The organism is Aminobacter ciceronei (assembly GCF_014138625.1).
Lineage (GTDB): Bacteria > Pseudomonadota > Alphaproteobacteria > Rhizobiales > Rhizobiaceae > Aminobacter > Aminobacter ciceronei.
Map to the genome: position 1 here is coordinate 118,660 of NZ_JACJHY010000019.1, position 26,704 is coordinate 145,363.

At 63.9% G+C, this 26,704-nt stretch carries 26 protein-coding genes; 18 read left to right on the top strand and 8 right to left on the bottom strand.

Features of this window, described 5'->3' with window-relative positions:
* Positions 1-1,374, top strand: coding sequence for an acetoin dehydrogenase dihydrolipoyllysine-residue acetyltransferase subunit (locus HNQ95_RS19560; RefSeq protein WP_182575043.1), 1,374 nt, complete (start codon positions 1-3; stop codon positions 1,372-1,374).
* Positions 1,375-1,428: 54 nt separating this feature from the next.
* On the opposite strand, the gene HNQ95_RS19565 is transcribed toward HNQ95_RS19560, so the two are convergent.
* Together HNQ95_RS19565 and HNQ95_RS19570 are read right to left on the bottom strand one after the other, a co-directional pair.
* The gene (locus HNQ95_RS19565) at positions 1,429-2,283 is read right to left on the bottom strand and encodes a MurR/RpiR family transcriptional regulator (RefSeq protein WP_154384392.1); all 855 of its coding nucleotides are present in this window, start codon (positions 2,281-2,283) and stop codon (positions 1,429-1,431) included.
* Positions 2,284-2,317: 34 nt separating this feature from the next.
* Positions 2,318-3,400 carry a polyamine ABC transporter substrate-binding protein gene (locus HNQ95_RS19570; protein WP_246340889.1) on the bottom strand — a complete coding sequence of 361 codons (1,083 nt, stop codon included), beginning with the start codon at positions 3,398-3,400 and terminating at the stop codon, positions 2,318-2,320.
* 152 nt (positions 3,401-3,552) lie between these two features.
* Here HNQ95_RS19570 and HNQ95_RS19575 point away from each other — a divergent pair, with 152 nt between their 5' ends.
* From HNQ95_RS19575 to HNQ95_RS19590, 4 genes are read left to right on the top strand one after another with little or no spacing between them, the layout of a single operon-like run.
* On the top strand, positions 3,553-4,647 hold the full coding sequence (locus HNQ95_RS19575) for an ABC transporter ATP-binding protein (RefSeq protein WP_182575042.1): 1,095 nt from the start codon (positions 3,553-3,555) through the stop codon (positions 4,645-4,647).
* Entirely contained in the window at positions 4,637-5,542 is a 906-nt protein-coding gene (locus tag HNQ95_RS19580) for an ABC transporter permease (protein WP_246340888.1), read from the top strand. The genes HNQ95_RS19575 and HNQ95_RS19580 overlap by 11 nt, the downstream gene beginning before the upstream one ends.
* A 10-nt stretch (positions 5,543-5,552) precedes the next feature.
* Positions 5,553-6,383: an ABC transporter permease gene (locus HNQ95_RS19585; protein WP_067968227.1), complete on the top strand. Its 831-nt coding sequence runs from the start codon at positions 5,553-5,555 to the stop codon at positions 6,381-6,383.
* A 5-nt stretch (positions 6,384-6,388) separates the two neighbouring features.
* Positions 6,389-7,519 (top strand): DmpA family aminopeptidase, encoded by a 1,131-nt coding sequence (locus tag HNQ95_RS19590; RefSeq protein ID WP_182575041.1) that lies wholly within the window; start codon positions 6,389-6,391, stop codon positions 7,517-7,519.
* Between the two features lie 28 nt (positions 7,520-7,547).
* Here the strand turns inward: HNQ95_RS19590 and HNQ95_RS19595 are convergent, their stop codons facing one another.
* Entirely contained in the window at positions 7,548-8,216 is a 669-nt protein-coding gene (locus HNQ95_RS19595; protein ID WP_182575040.1) for an HAD family hydrolase, read from the bottom strand.
* A 95-nt stretch (positions 8,217-8,311) separates the two neighbouring features.
* Positions 8,312-8,950: a hypothetical protein gene (locus HNQ95_RS19600; protein WP_182575039.1), complete on the bottom strand. Its 639-nt coding sequence runs from the start codon at positions 8,948-8,950 to the stop codon at positions 8,312-8,314.
* A 192-nt stretch (positions 8,951-9,142) separates the two neighbouring features.
* On the opposite strand from HNQ95_RS19600, the gene HNQ95_RS19605 reads away from it, so the two are divergent.
* The 5 genes from HNQ95_RS19605 to ptsP all read left to right on the top strand — a co-directional run bounded on the left by HNQ95_RS19605 (position 9,143) and on the right by ptsP (position 13,940).
* Entirely contained in the window at positions 9,143-9,577 is a 435-nt protein-coding gene (locus HNQ95_RS19605) for a transcriptional regulator GutM (protein ID WP_067968240.1), read from the top strand.
* Positions 9,578-9,629: 52 nt separating this feature from the next.
* On the top strand, positions 9,630-10,388 hold the full coding sequence (gene srlA, locus HNQ95_RS19610; RefSeq protein WP_154384397.1) for a PTS glucitol/sorbitol transporter subunit IIC: 759 nt from the start codon (positions 9,630-9,632) through the stop codon (positions 10,386-10,388).
* Positions 10,389-10,404: 16 nt separating this feature from the next.
* The gene (gene srlE / locus HNQ95_RS19615) at positions 10,405-11,415 is read left to right on the top strand and encodes a PTS glucitol/sorbitol transporter subunit IIB (RefSeq protein WP_182575038.1); all 1,011 of its coding nucleotides are present in this window, start codon (positions 10,405-10,407) and stop codon (positions 11,413-11,415) included.
* A gap of 113 nt (positions 11,416-11,528) precedes the next feature.
* A complete protein-coding gene (locus HNQ95_RS19620) occupies positions 11,529-11,909 on the top strand; it encodes a PTS glucitol/sorbitol transporter subunit IIA (protein ID WP_067968250.1) in 381 nt (126 codons plus the stop codon).
* A gap of 48 nt (positions 11,910-11,957) precedes the next feature.
* Positions 11,958-13,940, top strand: a complete 1,983-nt coding sequence (gene ptsP, locus HNQ95_RS19625) for a phosphoenolpyruvate--protein phosphotransferase (RefSeq protein WP_182575037.1) — start codon at positions 11,958-11,960, stop codon at positions 13,938-13,940.
* Between the two features lie 5 nt (positions 13,941-13,945).
* Here the strand turns inward: ptsP and HNQ95_RS19630 are convergent, their stop codons facing one another.
* A complete protein-coding gene (locus HNQ95_RS19630) occupies positions 13,946-14,719 on the bottom strand; it encodes a hypothetical protein (protein WP_157097249.1) in 774 nt (257 codons plus the stop codon).
* A 161-nt stretch (positions 14,720-14,880) separates the two neighbouring features.
* Between HNQ95_RS19630 and HNQ95_RS19635 the strand changes: the two genes are divergently transcribed.
* Together HNQ95_RS19635 and HNQ95_RS19640 are read left to right on the top strand one after the other, a co-directional pair.
* Complete coding sequence (locus HNQ95_RS19635; protein WP_312870952.1) at positions 14,881-15,894, top strand: sugar-binding transcriptional regulator; 1,014 nt, start codon at positions 14,881-14,883, stop codon at positions 15,892-15,894.
* Between the two features lie 116 nt (positions 15,895-16,010).
* Entirely contained in the window at positions 16,011-16,379 is a 369-nt protein-coding gene (locus tag HNQ95_RS19640) for a hypothetical protein (protein ID WP_067968536.1), read from the top strand.
* Between the two features lie 26 nt (positions 16,380-16,405).
* On the opposite strand, the gene HNQ95_RS19645 is transcribed toward HNQ95_RS19640, so the two are convergent.
* Positions 16,406-17,371 carry a sugar-binding transcriptional regulator gene (locus HNQ95_RS19645; RefSeq protein WP_067968263.1) on the bottom strand — a complete coding sequence of 322 codons (966 nt, stop codon included), beginning with the start codon at positions 17,369-17,371 and terminating at the stop codon, positions 16,406-16,408.
* Positions 17,372-17,642: 271 nt separating this feature from the next.
* Here HNQ95_RS19645 and HNQ95_RS19650 point away from each other — a divergent pair, with 271 nt between their 5' ends.
* The 5 genes from HNQ95_RS19650 (at position 17,643) to HNQ95_RS19670 (ending at position 23,425) form a co-directional block, all read left to right on the top strand.
* Positions 17,643-18,629: an ABC transporter substrate-binding protein gene (locus HNQ95_RS19650; protein ID WP_067968265.1), complete on the top strand. Its 987-nt coding sequence runs from the start codon at positions 17,643-17,645 to the stop codon at positions 18,627-18,629.
* Between the two features lie 122 nt (positions 18,630-18,751).
* Positions 18,752-20,455, top strand: coding sequence for an ABC transporter permease (locus tag HNQ95_RS19655; protein WP_154384403.1), 1,704 nt, complete (start codon positions 18,752-18,754; stop codon positions 20,453-20,455).
* A complete protein-coding gene (locus HNQ95_RS19660; protein ID WP_067968271.1) occupies positions 20,443-21,522 on the top strand; it encodes an ABC transporter ATP-binding protein in 1,080 nt (359 codons plus the stop codon). Before HNQ95_RS19655 ends, HNQ95_RS19660 begins: the two co-directional genes overlap by 13 nt.
* Complete coding sequence (locus HNQ95_RS19665; RefSeq protein WP_376769264.1) at positions 21,519-22,679, top strand: MBL fold metallo-hydrolase; 1,161 nt, start codon at positions 21,519-21,521, stop codon at positions 22,677-22,679. The genes HNQ95_RS19660 and HNQ95_RS19665 overlap by 4 nt, the downstream gene beginning before the upstream one ends.
* Positions 22,680-22,687: 8 nt before the next feature.
* On the top strand, positions 22,688-23,425 hold the full coding sequence (locus HNQ95_RS19670; RefSeq protein ID WP_067968279.1) for a 5'/3'-nucleotidase SurE: 738 nt from the start codon (positions 22,688-22,690) through the stop codon (positions 23,423-23,425).
* 34 nt (positions 23,426-23,459) lie between these two features.
* Here HNQ95_RS19670 and HNQ95_RS19675 read toward each other — a convergent pair whose 3' ends face one another.
* Complete coding sequence (locus HNQ95_RS19675; RefSeq protein ID WP_067968282.1) at positions 23,460-24,620, bottom strand: MFS transporter; 1,161 nt, start codon at positions 24,618-24,620, stop codon at positions 23,460-23,462.
* A gap of 82 nt (positions 24,621-24,702) precedes the next feature.
* On the bottom strand, positions 24,703-25,038 hold the full coding sequence (locus HNQ95_RS34220) for a DUF1127 domain-containing protein (protein ID WP_376769265.1): 336 nt from the start codon (positions 25,036-25,038) through the stop codon (positions 24,703-24,705).
* On the opposite strand from HNQ95_RS34220, the gene HNQ95_RS19685 reads away from it, so the two are divergent.
* A complete protein-coding gene (locus HNQ95_RS19685; RefSeq protein WP_182575036.1) occupies positions 25,028-26,542 on the top strand; it encodes a winged helix-turn-helix domain-containing tetratricopeptide repeat protein in 1,515 nt (504 codons plus the stop codon). The two genes, HNQ95_RS34220 and HNQ95_RS19685, sit on opposite strands and share 11 nt — an antisense overlap.
* Positions 26,543-26,704 lie beyond the last annotated feature (162 nt).

Here is a 26,704-nt window from a genome sequence, read left to right on the forward strand (position 1 = left end):
ATGCCGGTCGAAGTAATCCTGCCTAAGGTCGACATGGACATGGCGACCGGGCGCATCTCGCGCTGGTATGTCGACGAAGGTGCTGCGGTCAAGAAGGGCGACCTGCTGTTCGAGATCGAGACCGACAAGGCGGCGATGGAAATCGATGCCCCGGCTTCGGGCACCATCCGCGACATCACAGGCAAGGAAGGCATAGACATTGCGGTCGGCGAAGCCGTTGCCTGGATCTATGCCGAGGGGGAAGCAGGCAAGCCGGCCAAGGACGTGGTTGCCGAAGCCAAGCCGGTGCAGAATCTGGCTCCCGCTGCACCGGCTTCGGTCGCAACTGCTTCTGCTTTTTCGCCTGCGCTCGCCCCGGTGAAGGCCGTCGCCCCGTCCATGCCATTGAACGGCACCCGCGCCACGCCGCTCGCGCGCCGTCTCGCGGCGGAAGCCGGGCTCGCACTCGAAACCATCGCAGGATCAGGCCCCAAAGGCCGCGTCATGCGCAAGGACGTGGAAAGCGCCATGACGGCGCCGAAGCGCGAGGTGAAGGCCGCTCTTTGGCCCGATCAGATCATTTCCAGGCCGCCGGCATCCTCCCAGCCGCGGCCGGCGCCACAGCGGTCCGCTGGCGCGGCACCGCTGAACTTTGCCTGGCTGCGACAGGGTGAAGGGCGTCCGATCGTTCTGATCCACGGCTTCGGCGCGGACCTCAACAGCTGGCGGCCGATGCTGGCGGCCGGTCCGGTCGACGCGCCGCTGCTGGCGCTCGACCTGCCCGCGCATGGCGGCTCGCCACGCCACACACCTGCCGACCTCGACGCCATCGCTGCGGATGTCGAGGCGACGCTGGCGTCGCTTGACCTTGGCCCGATCCTGCTTGTCGGCCATTCCTTCGGTGGTGCCGTGGCGGCAACCGTCGCCGCGCGCGGCCATGCCGACGTCCGGGCCCTGGCGCTCATCGCCCCCGCTGGCCTTGGCCCGGAGATCAACGGCGCCTTCCTGCAGGGTTTCGTTCGGGCAAAGAGCGAGGCGAGCCTGATGCCCTGGCTCCGGCAACTTGTCGCCGCCGAGCAGGTGCTGTCGAAGCCCTTTGTCAACGCGACGCTGGCGCAGGCGGCGGACAGCGAACTGCGGACAGCGCAAGGCGAGATATCGGACCGCTTCTTTGCCGACGGCACACAGACCTTTGACATCAGGGGACTGCTGGCGGCCTTGCGCATCCCGGTGCGTGTCATCGTCGGCGCCAACGACCGGATCATCCCGGCAAGCCAGTCGCAGGGGTTGCCCGGCGAGGTTGCGCTGCATGTCTTCCCGGCTACCGGCCATATGCCGCAGGTCGAGCGTCGTGAGCAGGTGCTCAAGATCCTGCTGGAGATGGCGCGCGCCTAGCGCAGTTTCAAAATCCCCGCGCGACATGCGCGGGGATATTGCATTCCGGCGGGATCAGCTTTCAAAGTCGCCAAACGTATTCTGCAATCGGGTCAGCAGGTCGACACGTTCGCCGACCTCGTCGCCAAGCAGCACGATGATGTTGCTAAGCATCAGGTCCATCACCGCGATGATCGTTGCCGAGCCGTCCCAGAGCGGGCCGTGCGATCCGGGCACGACGAGGCAGATGTCTGAAACCTCCGGCCCCCAGGGGCAGAACTCGTCGGTCAAGAGCACGACCTTGACGCCCATGCGTCGCGCTTCCATGGCGAGCGGACGCGCCTTGGCGGCAAAGCGCCGGACGTCGTGCAGAAACAGCACGCGACCTTCGACCGAACCGTCGAGCAGTTCGGAATAGGTACCGTTGAGCCCGTCGACGAACTGCACCCGCGGCCGCGTGTAGGACAGCTGGCTGGCGAAATATTGGGCGATGCCGCGGACATTCTGGTAGGCGGCGACATAGACCTCGCTTGCCGAAACCAGCGCGTCGATCGTCTGCTGCCACTCCGGGGCGGCGGTCAGCTCATAGATCCGCCCGAGATTGTCGATCTGCTGCTGGATCAGTCCGGCAAGCAGCTTGCCTTCGCGGATGTCTTCCCGGAAGCGGTCGACCGGCCCCTTCACCTGCCAGGCAGGATTGGAGCTGCCGCGCCGCAGCTCATGCTTCAACTGGTCGAGGCCGTCGAAGCCCATGCGGCGGAGATAACGGCCGACGGTCATCGGCGATAGTTCGAGACGGGTGGCAATGGACCGCGCCGTCTCGAACGGGATTTCCGCCAGGTTGCGCTCGATGTAGTTGGCGATCAGCTTGTCGGATTTCGACCGTCTCAGCTGTACGCTTTGCACGAGCTTCAGGATTCGCTGCGCCATGTCCTCTCCGGCCAGCCGCCGCGAGGCGCGGGAGCTACTGGGCTGTCTTCACTTTGGTCCAGGCCCGGTCAAGCTGGCGCAGGCCAGGTCCCAAATCTTCGAAAATCTGCAGCCGCTGCATCGTTTCGGGCGAAGGATTGATCTCCTTGCTATTCTTGATGTTGTCGGGGGTCAATTGCCGCGCCGGGACGTTCGCGGTGCCGTTTGTCTGTTGCGAAACGTTGAGCGCGGCGACCTCCGGGCGGGTGTAGAACTGCATGAATTTGAGCGCGTTTTCCTTGTTGGGCGCCGACTTCAGGACGCAGATGTCCTCCTGGTACATGGTGGCACCTTCCTCAGGGATGACATAGCCGAGGTCGGCAGTGTTGCCGAACACGTCGACCATGGCGCCGACGAAGAAATGCCCCGCCGCGACGTCACCCGACTGCACCATGGGACGCGTGTCATAGGTGAAGGCGGCGACATCGGGCTTCATCGCGATGATCGTGTCGGCGGCCTGCTGCAGCTCGTTGGGGTCGGTTGAATTGACCTTGTGGCCGTTGAGGATGAGGCCGACGGCAAGCACCTCGCGCATGTCGTCGAGCAGGGTGAATTTGAGGCCCTTGGCCTCGACGGTGGCGATCAGGTCCTTCCAGCCGGTGATGTCCTTGCCGAGAATCTTGCGGTTGTAGAAGATGCCGACCGAGCCGAATGCATAGGGCAGGCAGTACTCGCCCTTTGGGTCGCTCTTGGCGCGCATGAAGGCCGGGTCGATGTTCTTGAAGCCCTCATAGGTGTTGATGTCGGTCTTCTCGAGCAGGTCGAGCTTGGCCATGATGTCTTGCATGTGCACCGAGGGGAAGACGATGTCGTAGCCGGTTGCGCCGCCCTGGATCTTCGCCAGCATCTCCTCATTCGAGGAGTAGGTCGACAGGTTGACCTTGATCTGGGTTTCGTCCTCGAATTTCTTCAGCACCGCCGGATTGATGTATTCGCCCCAGTTGTAGATGTTGAGCTCGGCAGCAGCGGCCGGCGCGACCGTCGTCATGGCGGCCACAATCGATAGTGCGGCGGCTTGCGCCAGCAGGCTCGGCCTGCTCGGCGGGGCGCCCGCGAGGGCATGGTTCATGATCCTCATCGAATTCTCCTCTGTTGGTTGTCTGCCCATTGCAGGCCGGCATCGCGTGCTCCGGCTACGGCTTCTGGTGGCCGTTGACTTGGATGATCAAATGGTATCCAAATCTCTCAATCGCACAAGTGTTATTTGAATAACAATTCGGGGAACGGCAGATGCGAGATTCCATCGTCCGGCTGGAGGGAGCGGCAAAGACCTTCCCCACGCCGGAAGGCCAAAGCGTGATCGCGCTCGACAAAATCGACCTCGATGTCGACCGCAACGAGTTTTTGACGCTGCTCGGCCCTTCTGGTTGCGGCAAGACGACCTTGCTGCAGGCGATCAGCGGTTTCGTCGAGCTCGATGCCGGCCGCATCCTGATCGACGGTGTCGACATGACGACACGTCCGCCCTATCGCCGGCCCGTCAACACCGTCTTCCAGAATTATGCTCTGTTTCCGCACATGACCGTCGGCGAGAACACCGGCTATGCGCTGGAGGTTGCGGGCGTCGCCAAATCCGACCGGATGAAGCAGGTCGCAGCCGCCCTCGACATGGTCGGCCTCGCCGGTATGGAGGGCCGCCGGCCACGCCAGCTGTCCGGCGGCCAGCAGCAGCGTGTTGCGCTCGCCCGCGCCATCATCGCCCGGCCCAAGCTTCTGCTTCTCGACGAGCCGCTGTCGGCACTGGACAAGAACCTGCGCCAGTCGATGCAGATCGAGCTGAAGACATTGCAGAGCGAACTCGGCATCTCGTTCATCTTCGTCACGCATGACCAGCAGGAAGCGCTGACAATGTCGGACCGCGTCGCCGTTCTGTCAGGCGGACGCATCCAGCAGCTCGATACCCCGCGCAACATTTATGATCGCCCGGCCAACAGTTTCGTCGCGACCTTCGTCGGCGCCAGCAACCTCTTCGACGGCCAACTGGACGATGGATGGCTGCTGACCGGTGACGGCATCGCGATCCGCCACCTGCCGTCGCTCGGGAAGGCGTCAGGCAAGGCCAAGGCCTTGATCAGGCCTGAGCAGTTCTTCATTGCGGGAGAGGGGCGCGACTATCCTTTCCTCGACGTCGAGGTCGAGCAGATCGTCTTCGTCGGCGCCTCGTTCGAGTTGTTCGGTCACACCGCCGAGGGCCGCAAGGTCGTTGCCGAGATTCCGGCCGGGCGCCGCAGTTTCATCGGCGAGGTCGAGCAGGCGAAGAAGGCGCGACTGTCCTACGACCCGTCCGCGGTCCATCTCATCAGGTGCGACGCCGATGGCATCTGAAATGTCTCTTGCCGGTCGTCGCCGCGTCCAGCTCGCGTTGTTGTTGGCACCGGTGACGCTGTTCTTTGCGGTCTTCTTCCTCGGGCCGCTGGCGATCATGATCGTCACCAGCTTGCTGGCGCCGGGCCTCTATGGCGGGGTCGAGTGGACCTACTATCCGCATAATTATGGCCGCATCCTCGGTTTCGCCGACCCGGCATTCGAGGTCTTCGACCCGGTCTACCTCTCGATCTTCCTGCGCTCGCTCAAGATCGCGGGCTTCACCGTCATCGCCACCATGGTCGTCTGTTATCCCGCAGCCTTCTGCATTGCGCGGCTGTCTGAGCGCTGGAGGAATTTCTGCCTCTTCCTGATCACACTGCCCTTCTTCACCAGCCTGATCGTGCGATTGTTCATCTGGGTGCTCATCCTGCGCCAGACTGGCATCGTCAACGAGGCGTTGCTCGCGACAGGCGTCATCACGCGACCGCTCGAGCTGATCTACACCGATGGCGCCATTGTGCTCGGCATGGTCTACATCTTCATTCCGTTCATGTTCATGCCGATCTATGCCAGCGTCGAAAAGCTCGACTGGACGCTGGTACGCGCGTCGCTCGACCTCGGCGCGGGCCCGGTCCGGACTTTTGTCCGCATCATCCTGCCGCTGACCGCGCCTGGCATTGCCGGTGGTGCCATCATCGTCTTCATCCCGGCGCTTGGGAACTTCGTCGTTCCCGCGGTTCTTGGTGGCGCCAAGGTGATGATGCTGGGAAATCTCATCGAGCAGCAGTTCCTGTCTGCCCGCAACTGGCCCTTCGGGTCGGCCTTGGCGATGATGGTGATGAGCGTGATGCTGGTGCTGCTCTTCATCCATGTCGTCGCGTCCGGTCGCCGCGGCGCTGACGCCACAAATTGAGGGGCTGCAGATGAAGATTACCCGCTTTCTCTTCCGCGGTGGGCTGATTGCCTACACCATGCTGTTCTTCGCCTTCATCTACATCCCCCTGGTGCTGATCGCCGTCTACTCGTTCAACTCCAATCCCGTGAACATGATGACGTGGAGCGGCTTCACCACCGAGTGGTACGCTCAGGTCCTCGGCTTCAAGACGACGATCTCGGAGAATGCCCTTTACATCGAATCGACCGACCAACTCGTCCAGGCGGTCTGGAACAGCCTGATCATCGCGACCTCCACCACCATAATCGCGACCGTGTTCGGGACCGCCATCGCCATTGCGCTCTACCGCTTCGCCTTCTTCGGCAAGCGCTTCTATCGCACTGTGATGTTCATGCCGATGCTGATGCCCGACATCGTGCTCGGCATCGCCTTGCTGATCTTCTTCGTCAATTCGGGGATCACGCTCGGCCTGAAAACGATCATCATCGGCCAGTGCACCTTCCTGATCTCCTATGTCTTCATCGTCGTGTCGGCGCGTCTTGCCGGCATGGACCGCACGCTCGAAAACGCCTCCGCCGATCTCGGCGCCAACGAGTGGGTGACATTCCGCAAGGTTGTGTTCCCGCAGTTGCTGCCAGGCATCATCGGCGGCGCGCTGCTTGCCTTCATCATTTCGATGGACGACCTGGTGATCACCTACTTCATCGCCGGCGTCGATGTGACGACGCTGCCGATGTTCATCTTCGCCATGCTTCGCCGCGGCATCAAACCCGAGATCAATGCGATTGCGGTGATGATGCTCACCTTCTCCTTCGTCGTGGCCTCGCTTGGCCTCTACCTGCGCTCCCGGCAGAAATGATCCTGATGACCAAACCGAAATCTCCCGCCACCAAAGCCCGGGCCCGCGACCTCGGCCTGCCGTTTCCGGGCCGGCCCGGCCCGTTTAATGCCATCACCGATGTCGAGGGCATTGGCGTCGGGTTCAGGACAATTTTCGAAGATGTACCGAGGCCCGGCCGCAAGCGCCCGGTGCGCACCGGCGTAACCGCTATCCTGCCGCATGCGGCCTCGCCGACGCCCGTCCCGGTTTATGCAGGTGTGCACCGCTTCAATGGCAACGGGGAGATGACCGGCACGCACTGGATCGAGGATGGCGGCTACTTCCTCGGTCCTGTCGTCATCACCAATACCCATGCCGTCGGCATGGCCCACCACGTGACCGTGAAATGGATGCTGGAGCGCTATGCCTCGACCTATGACACCGACAACTTCCTCTGGATCATGCCTGTCATTGCAGAGACCTATGACGGCGTGCTGAACGACATCAACGGCCTGCCATTGACCGAAGCGGACGTCAGGGCCGCCCTAGACAGCCTGTCATCGGGGCCGGTCCAGGAAGGCAACTGTGGCGGCGGCACCGGTATGGTCACCTACGGCTTCAAGGGTGGGACCGGCACGTCGTCGCGTATCGTCGAATTCGGCGGCCGCGAGCACAGGATCGGCACGCTCGTCCAGGCCAACCATGGCCAGCGTGACTGGCTGACGATCAGGGGCGTGCCCGTCGGCGAGCATATGCGCGACGGCACGCCCCAGAGCCAGCTCGCCGAACGCGGGTCGATCATCGTCGTCGTCGCCACCGACCTGCCGATGGCGCCACATCAGCTGCAGCGGCTGGCGCGCCGCGCCGCCATAGGCATCGGCCGTGGCGGCACACCAGGGGGCAACAATTCAGGCGACATCTTCCTGGCCTTCTCGACCGCCAACCCGCAACCCATGGCCCACCATGCGCCGGCCAGGCTGAACCTCGAAATCGTCAATGACGAGAAGCTGGATCCGGTCTATGCCGCGACCGTCGATAGCGTGGAGGAAGCCGTGGTCAATGCGATGCTGGCGGCCGAGGACGCCGGCGGCACCGCCTTCGATCGTTTCCGCATCCAGGCGATGCCGCATGACCAGCTGGTCGCGGTGATGCGCGACTATGCCCGCATCAAGTAACGGCAACAACGGGAAAGGTGGTTTGTCGTCAGACGAAGCCGCGCTTGAGCAGCTCGGCCGAGATCTCGTCCCAGCTGGCGCAGACGGCTGATGCGCCCGCCGCCATAAGCTCCGGGCCGTGGCCGTCATGGGTGTGGCCGCCGCCGACGTAGCCGATGGCCGTCATGCCGGCAGCGACAGCGCCCTGCACGCCGTAGCGCGAGTCCTCGATGACCACCGAGCGCTCGGGCGCAAAACCCATCTTCCCGGCGGCAAAGAGGAAGATGTCGGGCGCCGGTTTGCCGTTCTTGACCATCGACGAACTGAAGATCGATGGACCGAAATAATGGGCGAGGCCGGTGACTTCGAGGCTGTGGTTGATGCGCTCGACCGACGAGGACGAGGCGACGCAACGGGCGGTTTCGAGCTTCGACAGGAAGGCGGCGATATCGAGCGTCGAGGCCAGCTGCTCGGTGAACAGCGCCTTGGTCTCGCCCCAGATATCGTCGGTGGCGTCGTCGGGCAGCAAATGGCCGGTGAGCTGGTGGATCTTGGCGATGATGTCGGCCTGCTTCATGCCGACGCAATGCGAGATGACCTCTGCCTCGATCTCGAGGCCGTTTCTGGCATAGGCGCGCACATAGGCAAGGGCGGCCAGCGGTTCGCTGTCGACCAGCACGCCGTCGCAATCGAAAATCACCAGGCTGTCTTTGGGCAAGTCGAACTCCAGGAAGCTTTGCGGCGCACAGGCCGCCGTTTGTCGAAAGCAGGCTGCTGCGGTCGCGCAGCGTTGCAGCCGCGATGGTGGAAGATCTAATCCCGGCCGATCGCCTCGGGGCGTGGCGACGCCTGCAGCGCACGCTGCATGGCGCTGCGCTCTTCCGGCAGGTCGGGCGCGAGCCAGTTGGGCTCGGCGCCGAGGAAGCGGTCGAGATAGGCAACGGCATAGCTCGGCATCTCGGCCGTATTCTCCTTGTAGGACCACCAGGTCCTGAGGTCGTCGGCGCATGCGTCGAGGGCAGGGGCTTCGCCAAACTCCTGCTCGAACAGCACGGCAATCGAGCAGACGCAGAAGTTGGTGTAGACGAAGCCCTCCGGCCAGAACCTTACGATGTCGGGAATGGCCTGCGCCGGTGTCGATGCGTCGGGAGGCCGCGCATCGTCGATCCGCACCGGCGCCTGCCTGATCAGCTCCTTGAGGGCGAGGCCGGCGGCGTAGACGATGAAGTCGGCGCGGTCGAGCTGTGCATATGATTTTTGGGCGTTTACGATCTCGACCCAGTCGAGGAAGATGCGCGTCAGTTTCTTCTCGTCGATGTCGAAGCGGATGCCGTAGCGGGCGGTGATGGCACGCGCGCTGTTGCGGAAGGTCGTGCGGAACCAGCGCAATTGCCTGAGCCTGTGACGGAGGTCGGGCACCAGCGCAAGTTCGTTCTTGAAGATCAGGTCCATCGTCGCAGTGCTCCTGCCCTGTCCGAAGATACCATCGGCAGGCAAAATGCCAAATGCCGCTGTGGATCGGAACCATCGTGCGGGGTGTCCAAAGTTATACATATTGACATTCATAAAGACAAATGTTCTTTGATTGATATGTGAGCGGCTGAGCATGTCGCCGCTCCGGAGGACTTCGGGAGGAAGAGCCTTATGGCAATCTGGCAGTGGGGACTGCTGCTTCTGGGCGTCGTCTGGGCGCTGCAGTCGCTCGGCGTGTGGATCCAGATGCGGCACTACGCCGATGTCTTCAAGGGCATCACGGCGAAGTACCAGGATGGCTATGTCGGCGCCGGCAATTGCCGCGGCCGCCTGGGCAAGGGAACGATCGCGCTGATCGTGGTCACGCCGGACCTCAAGGTCCAGCGGCTGCTGACCATGACCGGGCGCTCCGTCTTCGCCAAATTCAAGCGTCATGAAAATCTGGAGGGAATTTCCCTCGATCAACTCCGGTCCAATCCCGCTGTACTGGGAGAGGGGGAAGCCGGTGTGGCGGAAGCCGTGAAGAAGGCTGTCGAACAAGTCGACCGCGCACGGCTCGAGCCAAAGGGGCCTGGCCTCGCCGGCCTCAAGCCAGTGGGTATGTAGGGGCGGCACCTTTCGGGCGCGGTCCCTAGGGTGAGGATATCAAGGAGGAGAAATGTCAGTCCTATCTATGTTGGCGCAGCACGCCGACATGGCCGTCCAGAACCTGCATGTCGCGGGTTCAATGGCCACGGATGCTGCAATTCACGGCAAGCTCGCCGTCAAGGGAGCGACGAATGATCTCGTCGTGCTCGCCCAGGCGAGCGGCGACCTGACCGTCGAGCAGTTCAAGGAAAAGCTCAACACCGTTGCTCAGGAGGAACAGCTCGGCTGGCTCACCAGCATCGGCAAATACTTTATCGGCATCTTCCAGAAGGGCGGTGAGGTCTTCGCCGGTTTCGTCACCGGCATCATCCCGACGCTCGTCGTGCTGATGACTGCCTTCTACGCGCTGACCGAGCTCGTCGGCGAGGAGAGGGTTCACGGCATCGCCCGTGGCGCCGGGCGCATCGCGTTGACCCGCTACACCGTTTTGCCGCTGATCTCGGTGTTCTTCCTGACCAACCCGATGGCCTACACCTTCGGCTCTTTCCTGGAAGAAAAGCACAAGCCCGCCTTCTATGACGCGGCCGTGTCCTACGTGCATCCACCCCTCGGCCTGTTCCCGCACATCAATCCGGGCGAATACTTCGTCTGGGGCGGCATCCTCGTGGCTCTGCTCGAGCTTGAGAAGAAGGGCGTTGTTCCCGGCGGCTATCACATCCAGGTGGCCATCTGGTACGCCATCGTCGGCCTCGTCGTCATCCTGCTCAAGGGCATGCTGACCGAGCGCATCACCGCCATCATGGCACGCCGCCAGGGCGTCGAGCTGTAAGGGCGGGGAGGGGCACATGGCCAAGTCTTACAAGGCAGTCAAGATTTCCCGCGGCAAGAGCGGCTGGGGCGGTCCCCTGGTCGTCCAGCCGACGGACCAGCGCAACAAGGTCGTCTCCGTCACCGGCGGCGGCATCCACCCTGTCGCTGCCCGCATCGCCGAGATGACCGGTGCTGAAGCCGTGGATGGCTTCAAGTCGCCGCCGGTCGAAGGCGAGATGGCGGTGGTGGTCGTCGATTGTGGCGGCACCGCGCGTTGCGGGGTGTATCCGCGCAAACGCATCCCCACCGTCAACCTCACCCCGGTGGGACAGGCGGGCCCGCTCGCCCAGTTCATCACCGAAGACATCTACGTGTCGGGCGTCAAGGAAAGCGACATCACCATGGCCGACGGTTCGGAAGCCGTGACATCGGCAGGCTCTGCCTCCAACGCGAACAACGCCTCGTTCGCGACGGCGACAAACACCACCGCCCCCGCAGCGTCCAACGACGGCGGGTTCATCAACTTCGTCGCCAGCATCGGCCGCGTCATGGGGCGTGTCGTCGGTATCTTCTTCAATGCCGGCCGCCGCACCATCGACCAGGTCGTCCGCAACGTGCTGCCGTTCATGGCGTTCGTGACGATGCTGATCGGCCTGATCCTCTATACCGGCATTGGCGACGTGCTCGCCCAGCCGATGGGACCGCTGGCCAACAACATCGTTGGCCTGCTGGTCATCTCGGCCATCTGCGGCCTGCCGTTCCTGTCGCCCATCCTCGGGCCAGGCGCGGTCATCGCCCAGGTCATCGGCGTGGCGATCATCGGCCCGCAGATCGCCAACGGCACGATCTCGCCGGCAATGGCGCTTCCGGCGCTGTTTGCCTACAACACCCAGGTCGGTTGCGACTTCGTGCCGGTCGGCCTGGCGCTCGGCGAGGCCAAGCCCAAGACCATCGAGATCGGCGTTCCCGCCGTTCTGATCAGCCGCCAGATCATGGGCCCGGTCTCGGTGCTCATCGCCTGGGCGGTCAGCCTGATCGTATTCTAAGATCCTTGCCCGGCGGCGCTTGTCGTCGCCGGGCATTTCATCGGCCGGCCAAGCCGGCAAAACAGGTACGCCCGGACAGCATTCCAGCCCGGGCCCAGAAAAAGGCCTCGATCATGTCGGTTCATCTCAAGACGCTCATAACGGCAATCGGACCGGAAGTGGCAGAGCTGGCCGAAGGCGGCGTGCTGATCCTGTTCGCCGACGGTGCTCCGCCTGAACTGGCCGAGGTGTCGGTGCTGCACAAGGCTGAAGTCGGGCCGAGCGACGCGGCCCCAGTCGTCGGCGCCGCCATTGCCATCGGCGAACTCGAGGGCACCATCACCGCCATGGGCGACAGTGCCTGGAACAAGGTGCGCGAGATCGGCCACGTGGTCATCAATTTCAACGGCGCCGATGCCGCCGAGCGGCCGGGCGAAATCTGCGCCTCGGTGGTCGAGGGCGAAGTGCTCGTCGGAGCTCTCAAGGCCGGCGCAGCCATTACCATCGGCCGCTGATTGCCGCGCGTTACGCCGCTATACTGACCTGGAACAAGAGACCTGCCTATGGAACGCTCGACGATCGTCAGAGTGCATGAAGGGTTGCATGCCCGGCCCGCCACCCGTTTCGTCAAGCTCGCCAAGAGCTTCGAAAGCGAGGTCGAGATCATCAAGGACGGCAAGTCGGCCAGCGCCAAGAGCGCGGTCAAGCTGATGCTGCTCGCCGTCAAGGAAAACGACGAAGTCACGATCCGCACCAAAGGTGCTGACGAGATCGAGGCAGTGGAAGCGCTGGTCGGCTATCTCGAGAACCCGCTCGCCGGTCTGGCGGAGGAACAGGCGCCGGGCGAGCCTGATGCCGCCGCCGCCGCGGGCGTGACGCTCAAGATCGAACCGACCAAGCCCGCGGCATTCGAGGAAGAGATATCAGGCGCCCTGAAGGGCGTGGCTGCCAGCGAGGGCTATGCCGTCGGCACCGCCTTCGCCCACTTCCCGCCCGAGATCAAGCCGGAGCGCCGCACGCTTTCGGTTGGCGACATCAACGCCGAACTCATTCGCTTCGCTGAGGCTGTCGAGGCCGTGCAGGCGCGCATGAACGCCTCGCTGGCATCGGACACGCTGTCGGCAAATGATCGTGGCATCATCGCCGCGCTGCGCGACATAGCCGCTGACGACGAGCTGCGCGACGAAGTGGTCGCCACCATCAACACCGGCAGCGACGCGGTCACCTCGGTCATCGGCGCCGCCGCCAAGATTGCGGCCCAGTTCGGCCAGGTCGACGATCCTTACCTCAACGCCCGCGCCGATGACGTTCAGGCGGTCGGTCGCCAGATTTGCCTGGCGCTCCTCGGCCAGGCCGACATCAGCCTCGACGAAATTCCCGAGAGGGCGATCCTGATCGCCGAGGACATCGGCGCCTGGGACCTGGCACGCGCACCGCTGAAGCGCATCGGCGGCATCGTATGCGGCCATGGCGGAGCTACATCCCACATCGCCATCATTGCCCGCGCCCATGGCATTCCGGCGGTTCTCGGCATGGGCGCGCAGGTGCATGACCTCGCCAAGGCACGCGAGATCGCGCTCGATGGCCATCGCGGTCATGTCGTGGCCGATCCCGAGGGCCCGGTGCTCGACCGCTTCCGCACCCGCATCGACGAGGCCGCACGCGTGCGTGAAGCGCTGAAGGCATTCCGCGATACCACCCCGCGCCGTGCCGACGGCACGATCATCGAAGTGGCCGCCAATATCGGCTCACTCGAAGAGATCGACGCCGCCCGCGAAGCAGGTGCGATGGGCGTCGGTCTGTTCCGTACCGAACTGCTGTTCATGCGTCACATGCACCTGCCTTCGGAAGACATGCAGGCCGAGACCTATGCGGCTCTTGCCAAGGCCTTCGCGCCTTATCCCGTTATCGTGCGCACGCTCGACATCGGCGGCGACAAACCGATTTCGGGTATCGAGTTCCCTCAGGAGGAGAACCCGTTCCTCGGCTGGCGCGGCATTCGCATGTGCCTCGACCGGCCCGACATCTTCAAGCCGCAGCTGCGAGCGCTGTTGCGCGCAGCCGTCCATGGCAACGTCAAGGTGATGCTGCCGATGGTCGCCGACGTGTCGGAAGTGCGCGCGACGCGTGCGCTGATCGAAACCTGCAAGGCCGAACTTGCTGCGGAGAAGGTAACCTTCGGCGAATTTCAGCTTGGCGTCATGATCGAGACGCCGGCTGCGGTTCTGATTGCGCCGGCGCTGGCGAAAGAAGTCGCCTTCTTCTCTATCGGCACCAACGACCTGACCCAATACATCATGGCCGCCGATCGACTGAACCCGACGGTCGCCAAGCTCAACGACGTGACCAATGTCGCTGTCATGTCGGCGATCGAGATGACGGCAAGGGCAGGGGTAGCGGCGGGCATCATGGTCGGCATGTGCGGCGAGGCCGCCGGGCGGCCGGACCTGATCCCAGAGTTCCTGCGCATGGGCTTGACCGAGCTCTCGATGAGCCCGGCCTCGATCCAGCGTGCCAAGAAGCGGATAGCCGAGCTCGGCGCCTAGCCGGCTCAGGGCAGATGCGCGAGCAGCACCCGGAAGATGGCGCCAAGCTCGTTGGCCGGGTTGGCACCGTCGAGTGCGCGCAAGATGCGCTCGCGGCGCGCGTCGACCGCCATGCCGGTGGCTTCCAGCAGGTCGGCGTCGCTCATGCCCGATGGCGACAACGTCAAGATGGCCGCGGCAAGCACCATGGGCGCAAGCGGCACGAGAGCAGGGACCATAGCCTCGTCGCCAGACCGGGGCTGGCAGGCAAGCAGTTCGACAAACGTTGCGGCGGCAACGGCGGCGACAGCTTCAAGCCGGCTCTCCGGGCTCGCGATGTGCATGGCGGTGAGCAAACCGCCATGCTTCTTGCGGACGGCCAGATGCGCCTGACTGAAACCTGCTTCGTGAAGCGGCAATCCATCGCCGACTGCCTTTCGCGGCATGGCCTTGAAAGCTGCATAAAGGTCGCGGCGGAACAAGCGCTCGCCCTCGACCGTGGCCGAGCGCCCGGTGGCGAAATAGGTGTCGAAGCCATGCAGCCGGGCGCTGTCACCGGTGCGCACCATCGGCAGAAGCGTGCGCGACACCGTCTCGGCGACGGTCAGCGTGTCATCGACAACGCTTGCAGCGCGACCCAGCAGGCGCTCGATTTCAGGTGGCGGGGCAAACGGCTCGGCCATTTGTGGCCGGCGCGGTCCGCCGGGATTGTCGTGGCGGCTGGAGCGGACGAGATGGCGCATGTCGCGGAGGCGATCCTTGATGTTGACGACAACATCTTCCGAAAGACTCCTCAGCATCTTGCGCATTCCCTGCTGCCGTGGCGGCTCCGTGACGAAGCCGCAGCCTCGGGGCATTGCAGCACTGTTTTGCGCGGGGTGCAAATCAATCGCGACACCTCGCCGCTTGACCTTGCCGCGGTTCCTTGAAAAGTGATGTGAACTGAAACGGGGGGAGCGGCGTGAGCAAAGGTGTCAAAGGGTCGGGTGGAAAATCGCGTACCGCCGAGACACCTCAGGATGTCGAGGGTTCCCCCACCGACAGCCGGGCTGACCGGCTGCGGGTTCGCGCCGCCTGGATGTACTTCATCGAACAGATGACCCAGAACGACATCGCCGAGGTTCTCGGCGTCGGCCGCGTCACCGTGGTGCGCATGCTGGCCGAGGCGCGCCTGCGCAACGAGATCAAGATCGCCATCGAAGGTGACCTGTCCGATATCGTCCGCCAGGAGCGGGCGCTGGAGCAGAAGTTCGGCGTCCAGCGGGCGATCGTCGCACCGCTCTCCGGGGAGGGCGCTGATCCGATCCCGACGATTGGAGCGGCAACCGGCGCTTATCTATCCGAAGCGATGAAGTCGGGCATGTCCGTCGGCGTCGGCTGGGGCCGCACGCTGACCGGCACCTTGCCCTACATCAGCGGCAAGCCACTCAATGATTTCCGCGTCATCTCGCTGCTCGGCGGCGTCGGCGTCGCACGCCGTACCAACCCGGCCGAATTCGCCTGGCGCTTCGCCCAGGCCTTCCAGGGCGACGGTTATCTCATTCCGGCGCCTGCCGTCGTCGACAGCATCGAGACCAAGCGTGCGCTGATCGAGCGCTGCGGCCTGTCCGAAGTCTTTGCGCTGGCCGATTCGCTTGATGCGGTGCTGGTCAGCGTCGGCGACATCGCTTCGGCCTCGACCTTTTATCGCGGCGGCTTCCTGACCGAGGCCGAGCGCGAAAAGCTGGCTGCCAAGGGCGCGGTCGGCGATCTTCTGTTCCATTTCTTCGACCGCGCCGGCAAGCTTGTCGACCATCCCATCAACCAGCTCGGCATGTCGGTCGATGTCGACCGCATCCTGCGTGCGCCGCTGCGCATCCTGACTTCGGGTGGCTCAGACAAGATCGACGCGCTGCTCGGCGCCATGAAGCTGGTCAAGCCGACGGTGCTGATCACCGATGAACACAGCGCAAGACGGATGATCGAAGCGCCCTGAGCTACAAATGCCTGCCGTGCTTGTCATCCCTTGGTGTGGCCTGCATGATCGCGAATGGCGGCTTGCTCGACGAGCCGCCGGACGAACCGGATAGCTTTGCCACAATTGGAGGTCCCATGCCTGATTTCAACCCGGAGAATGTCCGCTCCCTGGTCAGCAAGGTCATGAGGGCGTCGCCTTCCGACGTCAGGCTTATCGCGCAGCGCCTGCATGACCATGCTGTCGAAGAGCGTATGTCGCCCGAGGCGGCGAGGGCTTTTGTCACGGAACTCGGCTATGGCAGCCTGGAAGCCTTCTGTGCCGATATCGGCCTTCCCGGCCATATTGCCGAGCGTTGGGGCCGGTTCGGCGTCTCCGGTGAAATGCGCCAGGTCTTCACCTTGCTTGCCGCGCAGCGCCGGAAGATGGCCGAGGCCATCGCCGAATTCGAGGCCATGACCCATGTCGGCATCGAGGACTTTCTGCGCGAAAGAGGGCTGCTCTAAACCGCTGTCCGGAGGTCTCAGGACAGCTAGGTCAGCGCTGCGGCGCTGTCGCTGTCGGTAATCAGCACATTGGCGTTGACGGCTCCAAGGGCGGCGCGAATGGCCGGGATCTTGCGCTTGCCGCCGGCGGCAAGGACCAGGTTCGGCACGGCGCTGACGGCCTCGAGATCGATCGCCATGACCCTGTCATTGACCTCGTGGTCGACCATCTTGCCTTCGGCATCGATGAAGTAGCATAACATATTGGCAACCGCGCCCTTGGCCTTGAGCGGGGCGACGAAGGATTGCGGCACGATGCCGTGGCGGAAGATGGTGGCGTTTGCCGACATCTCTCCAACGGTCAGAAGAGCGACATCGGCCTTTGCCGCGCGTTTGCGCACGTCGAGCAGTTCCGGCTGGGCCCACAACAGGTCTCGCAGCTCGCGGCTGTGGGCGATGACCGGCGCGGTGATCTGGTAGCTGTCGACGCCAAGCGTCTCCGCAACCTTTGCCGCCACCGCCGACGGGTTGACCCATTGTGAGTGCGGCAGGCTGCCAACCAGGGCGACAACGCTCGCGTTCTTGAGCTGCCGGCGGTTGAGAAAGCCGATGCTGGAGTGAAGCGTCGCCCCGCCGCCGATCGCCAGCGTCATGCCGTCCTGCATCTGCTGGTCGAGATAAAGCGCCACCGAATGGCCGATCGCCCGTTCCAGATGTTCGTCGGCCGAAGGTGTCGGCACCACGATCGCGGCGTCGAGCCCCCAGCGCTTTTCCAACGCCCGCTCGAGCTCGACCTGCCTGGCGGTCTGGGCGTTGATCGTCGTTACCACCACGCCGTCGGCGGTGCAGGCGGCGAGAGTGCGCATCACCTTGACCCGGCTGACCTTCAGCTTGTCGGCGATCTGTTCCTGGGTCAGGCCCTCGACATAATAGAGCCATGCCGTCTTCACCGCGAGGTCGGACGAGACCATGGCGGCACCCGGCTCGACCGACATTTCCTGCTTCGTGCGCATTCCTTGTCCGGTCTCCCCCTCGGCGCCACAACGATTCTGGAGAATGGCTGTTCTGCAGTCTGGCGCAAGGGCCGGATGCCGGTTCCGAAGCCTGTTTTCATGCTCCAAATTTCGCAATGCAGCATGATCATTTGTATTTGACACGCAACAAATGATCATATCATAAATGTGTCAGCGTTCCGTCACCCAAGTGTCAAACGCGCTGTGTAGGGAGGTCGTGGCACGCGGATCTGAAGCCGACTTGCCATGTGTGGACACAACAGGAGGTTTCATGAAAACGACATTCGCCAGGCTGGCCGCAAGCCAGCTCGCCCTGGCCGTGGCGCTCTTCGCCGGCGCTGCCAGCGCTGAAACGTTGACCCTTTATACGTCGCAGCCGGAAGCTGATGCGACCAAGACCGTCGAGGCCTTCAAGAAGGTCCATCCGGACGTCGACGTGCAGGTCTACCGTTCGGGCACCAGCGATATCCTCGCCAAGCTCGCCGCCGAGTTTGCCGCAAACAGCCCGCAGCCGGACGTGCTGCTGATCGCCGATGCGGTCTCGATGGAACTGCTGAAGAAAGACTCTCGCCTGATGGCCTATGCCGAGGCCAAGCTCGATGGCTTCGCAGCGGACTCCTATGACGTCGACAAGACTTACTTCGGCTCCAAGCTGATCACGACCGGCATTGCCTACAACACCGCAGCTGCCGAGAAGCCCGAGCATTGGGCCGATCTTGCCAAGCCGGCTTACGCCGACGGCCTCGTTATGCCGAGCCCGCTCTATTCCGGCGCCGCCGCCTACCTGCTCTCCGGCTTTACCGGCAATGCCGACTATGGCTGGGACTATTTCGACAAGCTGAAGGCCAACAACACGATCTCGGTTCGCGGCAACGGTGCCGTGCTGAAGTCCGTGGCCAGCGGCGAGAAGCCCTATGGCATCCTGGTCGACTTCATGGCGATGAATGCCAAGGCCAAGGGCTCGCCGGTCGAGTTCGTTTTCCCGTCCGAGGGCGTACCTGCCGTCACTGAGCCGGTGGCCATTCTTTCGACGGCAAAGAACGTCGCGGGCGCCAAGCAGTTCGTCGACTTCATCCTGTCCGACGATGGCCAGAAGCTGGCACTCGAGCAGGGCTACCTGCCGGCCAAGCCTTCCGTCGGCCGGCCCGCCTGGCTGCCCGAAGGCGTCGAGGTCAAGGTCATGAACTTCGACGTCAAGGCGATCGTCGAGAAGATCGAAGCCGACAAGGCGAAGTTCTCCGGCCTGTTCGGCGGCTGATCGTCCGACCCGGAAGGCCGATCGGCCTTCCGGGTCCTTTCTCCAGATTTGAACTGGCCGATGTGCCAGTATCGCGCGGCATCCTTGTTAGCGAGTGCCGCCCTGCTTTCCGGAACCCGAAAATGTCTGTCAGGCTGAAACAAGGTCGCGGCCAGGAATGGGCCATGACGGTGGTGGTTGCCGCACTCATCGTGCTGCTGTCCATCCTGCCGATGCTGCGCCTGATCCAGGAGATCTTTGCTCCCGGCGGGACGCTGTCCACCGCAGCGATCAGCGCCGGACTGACCAATGCGACGACCTGGGTCGCCACCGGCAACACGCTCGTGGTTGGCTTCTTCGGCACAGCTCTCGCCGTGATCCTGGGCACCTCCGTCGCGCTGCTCGTCACCCTCACCGACGTCCGGGGACGCAGCGCCTTCGTGCTCTGCTACGTCATGCCGCTGATGATCGCCCCGCAGGTGACGGCACTCGCCTGGCTGCAATTGTTCGGCCCGGCCAGCCCGCTGCTCAAGATGCTCGGCATCGCGCCCCCGCTCGGCAGCCGCAATCCGCTCTATTCGCCGGAGGGCATCATCCTGCTGCTCGGCGTGCAGTATGGCCCGCTGGTCTTCCTGCTCGTGCGCGCCGGCCTGCGCAAGTTGCCGCGCGAGCTGGTCGAGGCCGCCCGCGCCAGCGGCGCCGGCTGGTTCACAGTGCTGCGCACCATCGTGCTGCCGTTGATGACGCCGTCGGTCGTTGCCGCCGCTGCACTTGCCTTCGTCTCCTGCGTCGGCAATTTCGGCATTCCCGCCTTTCTCGGCATCCCGGCCAACTATCTGGTGCTGCCGACGCTGATCTATCAGCGCCTCGCCGGCGGCGGCCCGGCCGTCCTCGGCGACGCCGCCTTCCTGTCGGTGCTGATCGGCCTCATCGCCATGGCGGGCATCCTCGCCCAGGAAATGATGAGCCGGCGCCGCGACTACCGTATCAGCTCGACATCGCTTGCTGCCGAACCCTACGAGCTTGGCAAGTGGCGGGTGCCGGTGCAGGTCGTGATGTGGTGCCTGATCGTGCTGATCCTGGTGCTGCCGCTGTTCGGCTTGCTGCTTTCGTCGCTGGTGCCCGGCTATGGCATCCCGCTCACCGCCGCCACCGCCACGCTCGACAATTATCGCTTCGTGCTGTTCGAATATGGCGCCGCCAGGCGCGCTTTCCTCAACAGTTTCGCACTGTCTCTCTCCGCAGCCGCCTTCGCCGTGCTGGTCGCCATCCCGGTCGCCTATCTCGTTGCCTGGAGCGGCAAGAAGTGGGTCAAGTATCTGAACCTCGCAGTCGAGTTGCCCTATGCCCTGCCGGGCGTGGTGCTGGCGATTGCGTCCTTGCTGATGTTCCTCAAGCCGATTCCGTTCACCGGCATCCAGATCTACAACACCGTCTGGATCATCCTTTACGCCTATCTCGCACGGTTCTTGGTCCTGGCGCTCAGGCCGACGATCTCCGGCTACCACCAGATCGACCGTGCGCTCGAGGAGGCGGCGCGGGTCGCAGGTGCCAGCCTGTTCACCCGCATGCGCACCATCATCTTCCCGCTCGTCGCACCGGCGGCCCTTGCCGGCGGTCTGCTCATCTTCATGACCGCACTCAGCGAGCTGACCGTCTCGGCGCTGCTGTGGTCATCAGGTTCCGAGACTATCGGTGTGCTGATGTTCTCTTTCGAGCAAGGCGGCGATTCCAACTACGCGTCGGCGATTTCGGCGATCACGGTGGCGATTACCTTCGTCCTTATGCTGCTGGCAAATCTGCTTGCCGCCCACCTACCTAGCGGAGTGCTCCCATGGCGGGATTGACCATCAACGGCGTTACCAAGACCTTCGGTGATTTCGACGCCGTCAAGGATGTCTCCATCGACGTCAGGGACGGCGAGTTCCTCGCTGTTCTCGGGCCGTCGGGTTGCGGCAAGACCACGCTTCTGCGGCTCGTCGCCGGTTTCGAGAACGTCACATCGGGCGACATCCGCATCGGCCGCGAAATCGTCTCGACCGCGCAAGGCTGTGTTCCGCCGGAAAAGCGGCGGGTCGGCATCGTCTTCCAGAATTACGCTTTGTGGCCGCACATGACGGTTGCCGAAAACATCGGCTATTCGCTGAAGGTCGCCAAGGTCGATGCAGAGACCCGCAAGCGCCGGGTCGAGGATGCCATGGCGCTGGTCGACCTCAAGGGTTTTGGCGACCGCCGCCCCGCCAATCTATCGGGTGGCCAGCGCCAGCGCGTCGCGCTCGCCCGCTGCCTGGTGGCGGCACCGTCGCTGGTGCTGTTCGACGAGCCGCTGGCCAATCTCGACGTCCACCTGCGCGCGGCCATGGAGGACGAGTTCGCCGCCTTCCACAAGCGCACCGGCACGACGATCGTCTACATTACCCACGACCAGGCCGAAGCGATGGCGTTGGCCGACCGCATCGCCGTCATGGACAATGGCCGCCTGGCCCAGCTCGCGGCTCCTCGCGATCTCTATCGTGAGCCGGCCAACGAGATGGTCGCGTCATTCATATCAGAAGGCATCGTCCTCCCGGCCAAGGTGCTGATCCCGGCCGAAGGCGGCCACGTCAAGGTCGATGTGCTCGGCCAGGAGGTCGTGGTCCGCTGCCGTCCTGACGAGATGCGACGCGCCGAAGCCAAAATTTGCTGCCGGGGGCCTGAAATCTCGGCGGCCGCCCCGGACGAGCCGGGCATCGACGGCACGGTCAGGCGCGCGGTCTACAAGGGCGGCGTGGCACGCATCGAATTCGCCCCCGATGCCGATCCTTCGGTCGTGCTGCACTTCGAACAACCCGATCCCAATCCCTTCGAGGCCGGCGCCAGGGCCCGTGTCCGCATCGCTTCCGGCTGGCTCATCCCGGGCGGTGCCTCGGCATGAGCATGCGCATCGACCTCTGCGGTGGTTTCGGTGAGAAGGGACGCACCAGTGTTGCCGTGTCAGGCGGCGACCGACGCATCCTGCTCGACGCCGGCATCAAAGTCGGCGCTTCCGGCGCGGAATACTACCCGGTGCTTCCTGCCGACGTCGGCGACATTGATGCAGTGCTGATTTCCCACGCCCACGAGGACCATGTCGGGGCGCTGAGCTGGTTGCTGGCGCAAGGCTATCGTGGTCGCATCCTGATGACGGCCGAGACGCGGGAGGAAGCTTCGGCAACGCTCGATGCCTATTCCGAGCCGGATGATTTCAAGCGCTTTCCGCTTCCCGAGGAACGGATAGAACTTTTTGAGCCCGGCGACAGCCTGATCATCGGCGGGTTGACGATAGCGACGGGCCGCTCCGGCCATGTCGTCGGCGGTGTCTGGTTCGCCGTCGATGACGGCAGCCGCAAGGTCGTCTATTCCGCCGACGTCGTGCCTGACAGCAGCGTGTTCGTCATGGATTCGATGCCGCGTTGCGACCTTCTTGTGTTCGATGCGTCCTATGGCGCCGATCCGGTCAGCGGTACGGCACGTGCGCAAGCCATCGCCGAATGGGTCGCGGCCCGGCCCGGCGGCTGCCTGCTGCCGACGCCGCTTTCCGGCCGCTCGCTGGAGCTGATGGCCATTCTCGATGGCCCCTTTGCCATCCATGCCAGCATGCGGGCATCGCTCGCCGTCCAGATCGAGGCGAGGGCGGCTCTTCATCCGACGATGGTCCCCCAGTTACGGCAGCGTCTGGCCAAAGCCATTGACTGGCATGACGGCGATGCCTTGCCGGCCTGCCCGTTGCTCGCCGATGACGGCATGGGCAAGGCCGGGCCGTCGGCGATGCTTCTGCCGCTGGCGGACGCTGCCGGCTATCCCATCCTGCTCTCTGGCCACCTGCCGGCCGCTTCGCCGGGCGATGTGCTGCATGCTGCGGGTCGCGCCGACTGGATACGCATGCCGACGCACCCGACATTGTCGGGAAGCCTGGCCATCTGGGAAGGCGCTGGACGCCCGACTGCTTTTGGCCATTCTTGCCCGCCGGGCATGCTCGCCGAGCTTGCGCCCCACATGCCGTCGCTGCGCACAGGCCTGCGCACCGGCGACAGCTACACTCTCGCTGCCTGAGGTCCGCCATGAGAATCCTGATCTGCAACGACGACGGCATCGCTTCGCCGGGCCTTGCCCGCCTGGCGGCAGCGGCAGAGACCATCAGCGACGATGTCTGGGTCGTGGCGCCTGAACGCAAACACACCGCCGCGGGGGCCTCGCTGACCATGGCCGAGCCGCTCACCATGCGTCGTACCGCCGAGCGCTGCTACTCGTGCTCGGGTCGCCCGGCAGACTGCGTCGTGACCGCCATGACCTGGCTGCTTGCCGGCGACGGCAGGCCCGACCTCGTGCTCGGCGGCATCAATGACGGCCGCAACGTCGCCGAGGATCTCGCCTACTCCGGTACGCTTGGCATTGCCCGCGAGGCGAGCTTCTGGGACGTGCCGGCGATCGGCTTCTCGCAGGTCAAGTCGCCGGAAATCCGTGCCGGCAATGACGCCTGGCTCGGCGGCCTGATCGCCGACCTCTGGCGCAGGCGGGCTGATTGGGTGCTGGAGGGCCATTGGCTCAGCATCAACCTGCCGTCGTCGCTGCCGGCCGATATCCGCCAGCCAAGCATCGGTCGCGACAAGATCGCCCGGCGCGCCGAGGTCGTCGAACAGGATGGCGACCGCACCGTGCTCGTGGTGCCCCGCGGCCGTGAAAGAACAACAGTCGAGGGTGATGAGAACAGCACCATCGACGCCGGCTACATCACCATCAACCGTATCAACTGGTTCGGCGAGACGCGCCTTGCCGAGGGGTTTCTGAGGGCGCAATAGGTCGACATCGAGGCGCGTGTGGTTCGTACCGAGGTCACAGTCTCCGTCGCGCCAACAGCAGAAACAGCGCCAACGCACCGCTCATCAGGCTCAGTGCCAATGGCAGGCCCTGATGTCCGATCAGTTGCATGGTGAGGCCGGTCGCGGGCGAGCCCGCGATGCCGCCAACGCCCCAGGCCAGTGCGAAGCCCGCATTGCCGGCGATCAGGGCCTGGCCGGCGAAGCGTTCGCCGAGCTGGATCAGCGCCATGGTGTAGATCCCGAACGATGCGCCGCCCCATAGAAACAGCATCGGCCAGATCAGCCACGCGTCGAAGACCAGCGGCAAAAGCAGGCAGCCGGCCAGGGACCCCAGCGCACAGAGCAGCATGGTCCGCGCCGCGCCAAACTGCTCGGCCAGCCGTCCGAGCAATATCTGCAGCAGGGCGTTTCCTGCGATGAAGCAGGTGATCAGCGAAGCGATCCTGCCCTCGGCGCTGCCAAGTGCTGCGCCATAAACCGCAAACAGGGAGATCAATGTCTGCTCGAAGGCTGCGGCGGTGAAAACCGCAAACAACAACAGCGGCGCAAGCGCGACGAAGCCGCCGATCGAAGCTGCGTCGCCGTTATGCGCCATCTTTGGCATGCGTTGTATGACAGCAAGCACGATTGTGCCGCAGACAAGGAATGCCACGATGCCGACCATGAAGGGCGGCCAGCCATCGGTGCCGACGAAGCCCAGGGATAGCGGGCCGATGGCGAAGCCGCCTGAGACGATCGACGAGTAGAGGCCCATGATGCGCCCACGGCGCGATGCCGGCGTGATCGCCAGCAGCCAGGTTTCGCTGATTACGTAAAGCGGATTGGCGAAGAAGCCGAGCAGGAAGCGCAGCGGCATCCAGGCCCAGACGTCCTGCATCAAGGCGATCGCCATCAGCGTCGTTGCCGCCAGCATCGAGCACAGGATCGCAAGCCGTCCCGCGCCGATGCGCTGCGTCAGCGCGGGTATGACAGGCGAAGAGACGATGAAGCCCAGCGGCGTCATCGCCGCCGACAGGCCGATCAGGCTCGGCTCTGTTCCTTGGCGTTCGAGGATGAAACTGAGCAGTGGATAGGTCAGCCCCTGTGCCACCGCAAACACCGTGACGGTGGCGATGACACCGGCCATCGCTTCCCATGGGACCTCTCGCCCCGATGTCGCGCTATCGGTCGTCATGCAGGCCTCGAAACGGGGCAAGCCACTCTCGGCTCCTCTGCAGGTGTTCGGGGTATTGGCGGTCAGGTGTCATCGGTCTTCTTCACGCCTGCCAGAAGTGCTTGGCGATCTCAGCCTCGACCTGTGGTGCCGTCAGGCCGATATCCTCGATCAAGTGGGAATCGGATTTCAATTTCTGCTCGAGTTCCCAGCGGAAGCGTATCCGCCAGCGCCAGTTGGCTATGGTGCCTGGCAGGACCGCCCATCTCGCTCGAGGGGAGGCAGATGTGTCCATGCAAATATCGTTCATGCCACCCTCCGTCTGGTGCTGGAGCTTCGACCTGGATGAGGATGACTTCTGCAGAAGACGAACGGCGTCGTCCTTAAGTCCCGCCAAATAGTTCCAAAAACTTCCAAACCGGCTATAGATGCGCTGCATGGGAGTGCGTTTCGCCTTTGGTCCGTTCTTGCTTGATCCGGATGCCGGAACGCTGCTCCGGAACGACGATCCCGTAGCCGTCAGCCATCGCGGGATGAAGCTGCTTGCAGCGCTGGTCGGGCGGTCGCGCGCGATCCTCGGCAAGGCCGAGTTGATGGACGCGGCCTGGCCCGGTACAACCGTTGAGGAGGGCAATCTCACCGTCCAGATCGCGCAGCTCAGGAAAATGCTCGGTCCTAAGGCCGACGGTGGCGAATGGATCTCCACGGTCCCGCGCGCCGGCTACCGCTTCCTGGGCAGGGTCGAGCAGCTTGGCGAAGCCGGGCGAAAACCCTTGCCGCTGCCCGACAGGCCGTCGATTGCCGTGTTGCCTTTCGTCAATGTCGGCGACGGTTCAGAGCAGGGGGCTTTCGCGGACGGCCTGACCGAAGACCTGATCACTGACCTGTCCAGGGTTCCAGGCCTGTTCGTCATCGCGCGCAACTCGTCCTTTGCCTACAAGGGGAGGGCGATGGATGTTCGCACGATCGCAAGCGAGCTCGGTGTGCGCTACCTGCTCGAGGGCAGTGCCCGGCGCGCTGCCGGGCGGGTGCGCATCAACGTCCAACTGGTCGATGCCGTGAGCGGCGATCATCTCTGGGCGGAGCGCTTCGACCGCAGCCTGGAAGATATCTTCGCCGTGCAGGACGAGGTCACGGGCAAGATCGTCGAGGCGTTGCTTGGCCGGTTGCGCACCCCGCCACCGCGCGTCCGGCCCAAAAACCTCGAGGCCTATGATCTGTGCGTCCGGGCACGCAAGCTGATGGACGATTCACCGCAAGCGGCGCGTGAAGCGCATCTGATGTTGTCGCGCGCGATCTCGCTCGATCCCGGTTACGCCGAGGCCCATCGCTGGCTCGCTATGAACCATTGGATGGGATGGGTGCACAGCGGCGGACCGGCGGAAGCCGGCCGCAAGGACGCTTTGGACCTGGCGCGCAAGGCAGTGGCGCTCGATCCCGGCGACGCCGGCTGCTGCTGGGTGCTGGCATATCTGCTGGCCTACGACAAAAGCTTCGCCGAGGCCGATGCGGAGTTCGCCAGGGCGATCGAGCTCGACCCGAACGAAGCCGACACCTGGGCTGCACTCTCCGACATCGCGATCCTTGCAGGACGGATCGAAGATGGCCTCGCTCACATCCACAAGGCGTTCCGGCTCAACCCGTTTCCGGCAGGCTGGTATTATCTGGTGCTTGGCCAGGCGCAGTATGCGGCCCGGGACTACGAGGCTGCCGCCGAGACGCTGCTCAAGGACGAGACCTATCGCACGAGCTCGCGCCGTTTCCTGGCGGCAAGCTTGGCCCAACTGGGCAGGCTCGACGAGGCACGTGCGGAAGCCGAACTGTTTCTTGTCGGCAACCCCGACTACACCACCCGCCACTGGGCCGCGACTGAGCCGTTCCGCGACGCCGCCACGCTTGCGCATTTCGTCGACGGTTTCTGCAAGGCGGGGCTTCCCGAGTGAGGCGCAAGTAGTTACCTGTCGCAATGTCGTCTGGCAAGTTCCATAAGATAGATTACGCGGCAATTGCTTGTAGCGCCATTTTAGAGATGCGACACATGAGCCGGTTAGAGATGCGACAGTCGTCGCCTCTTGGGATGCTGGTCAAATGTCAGCGTTTGGAAG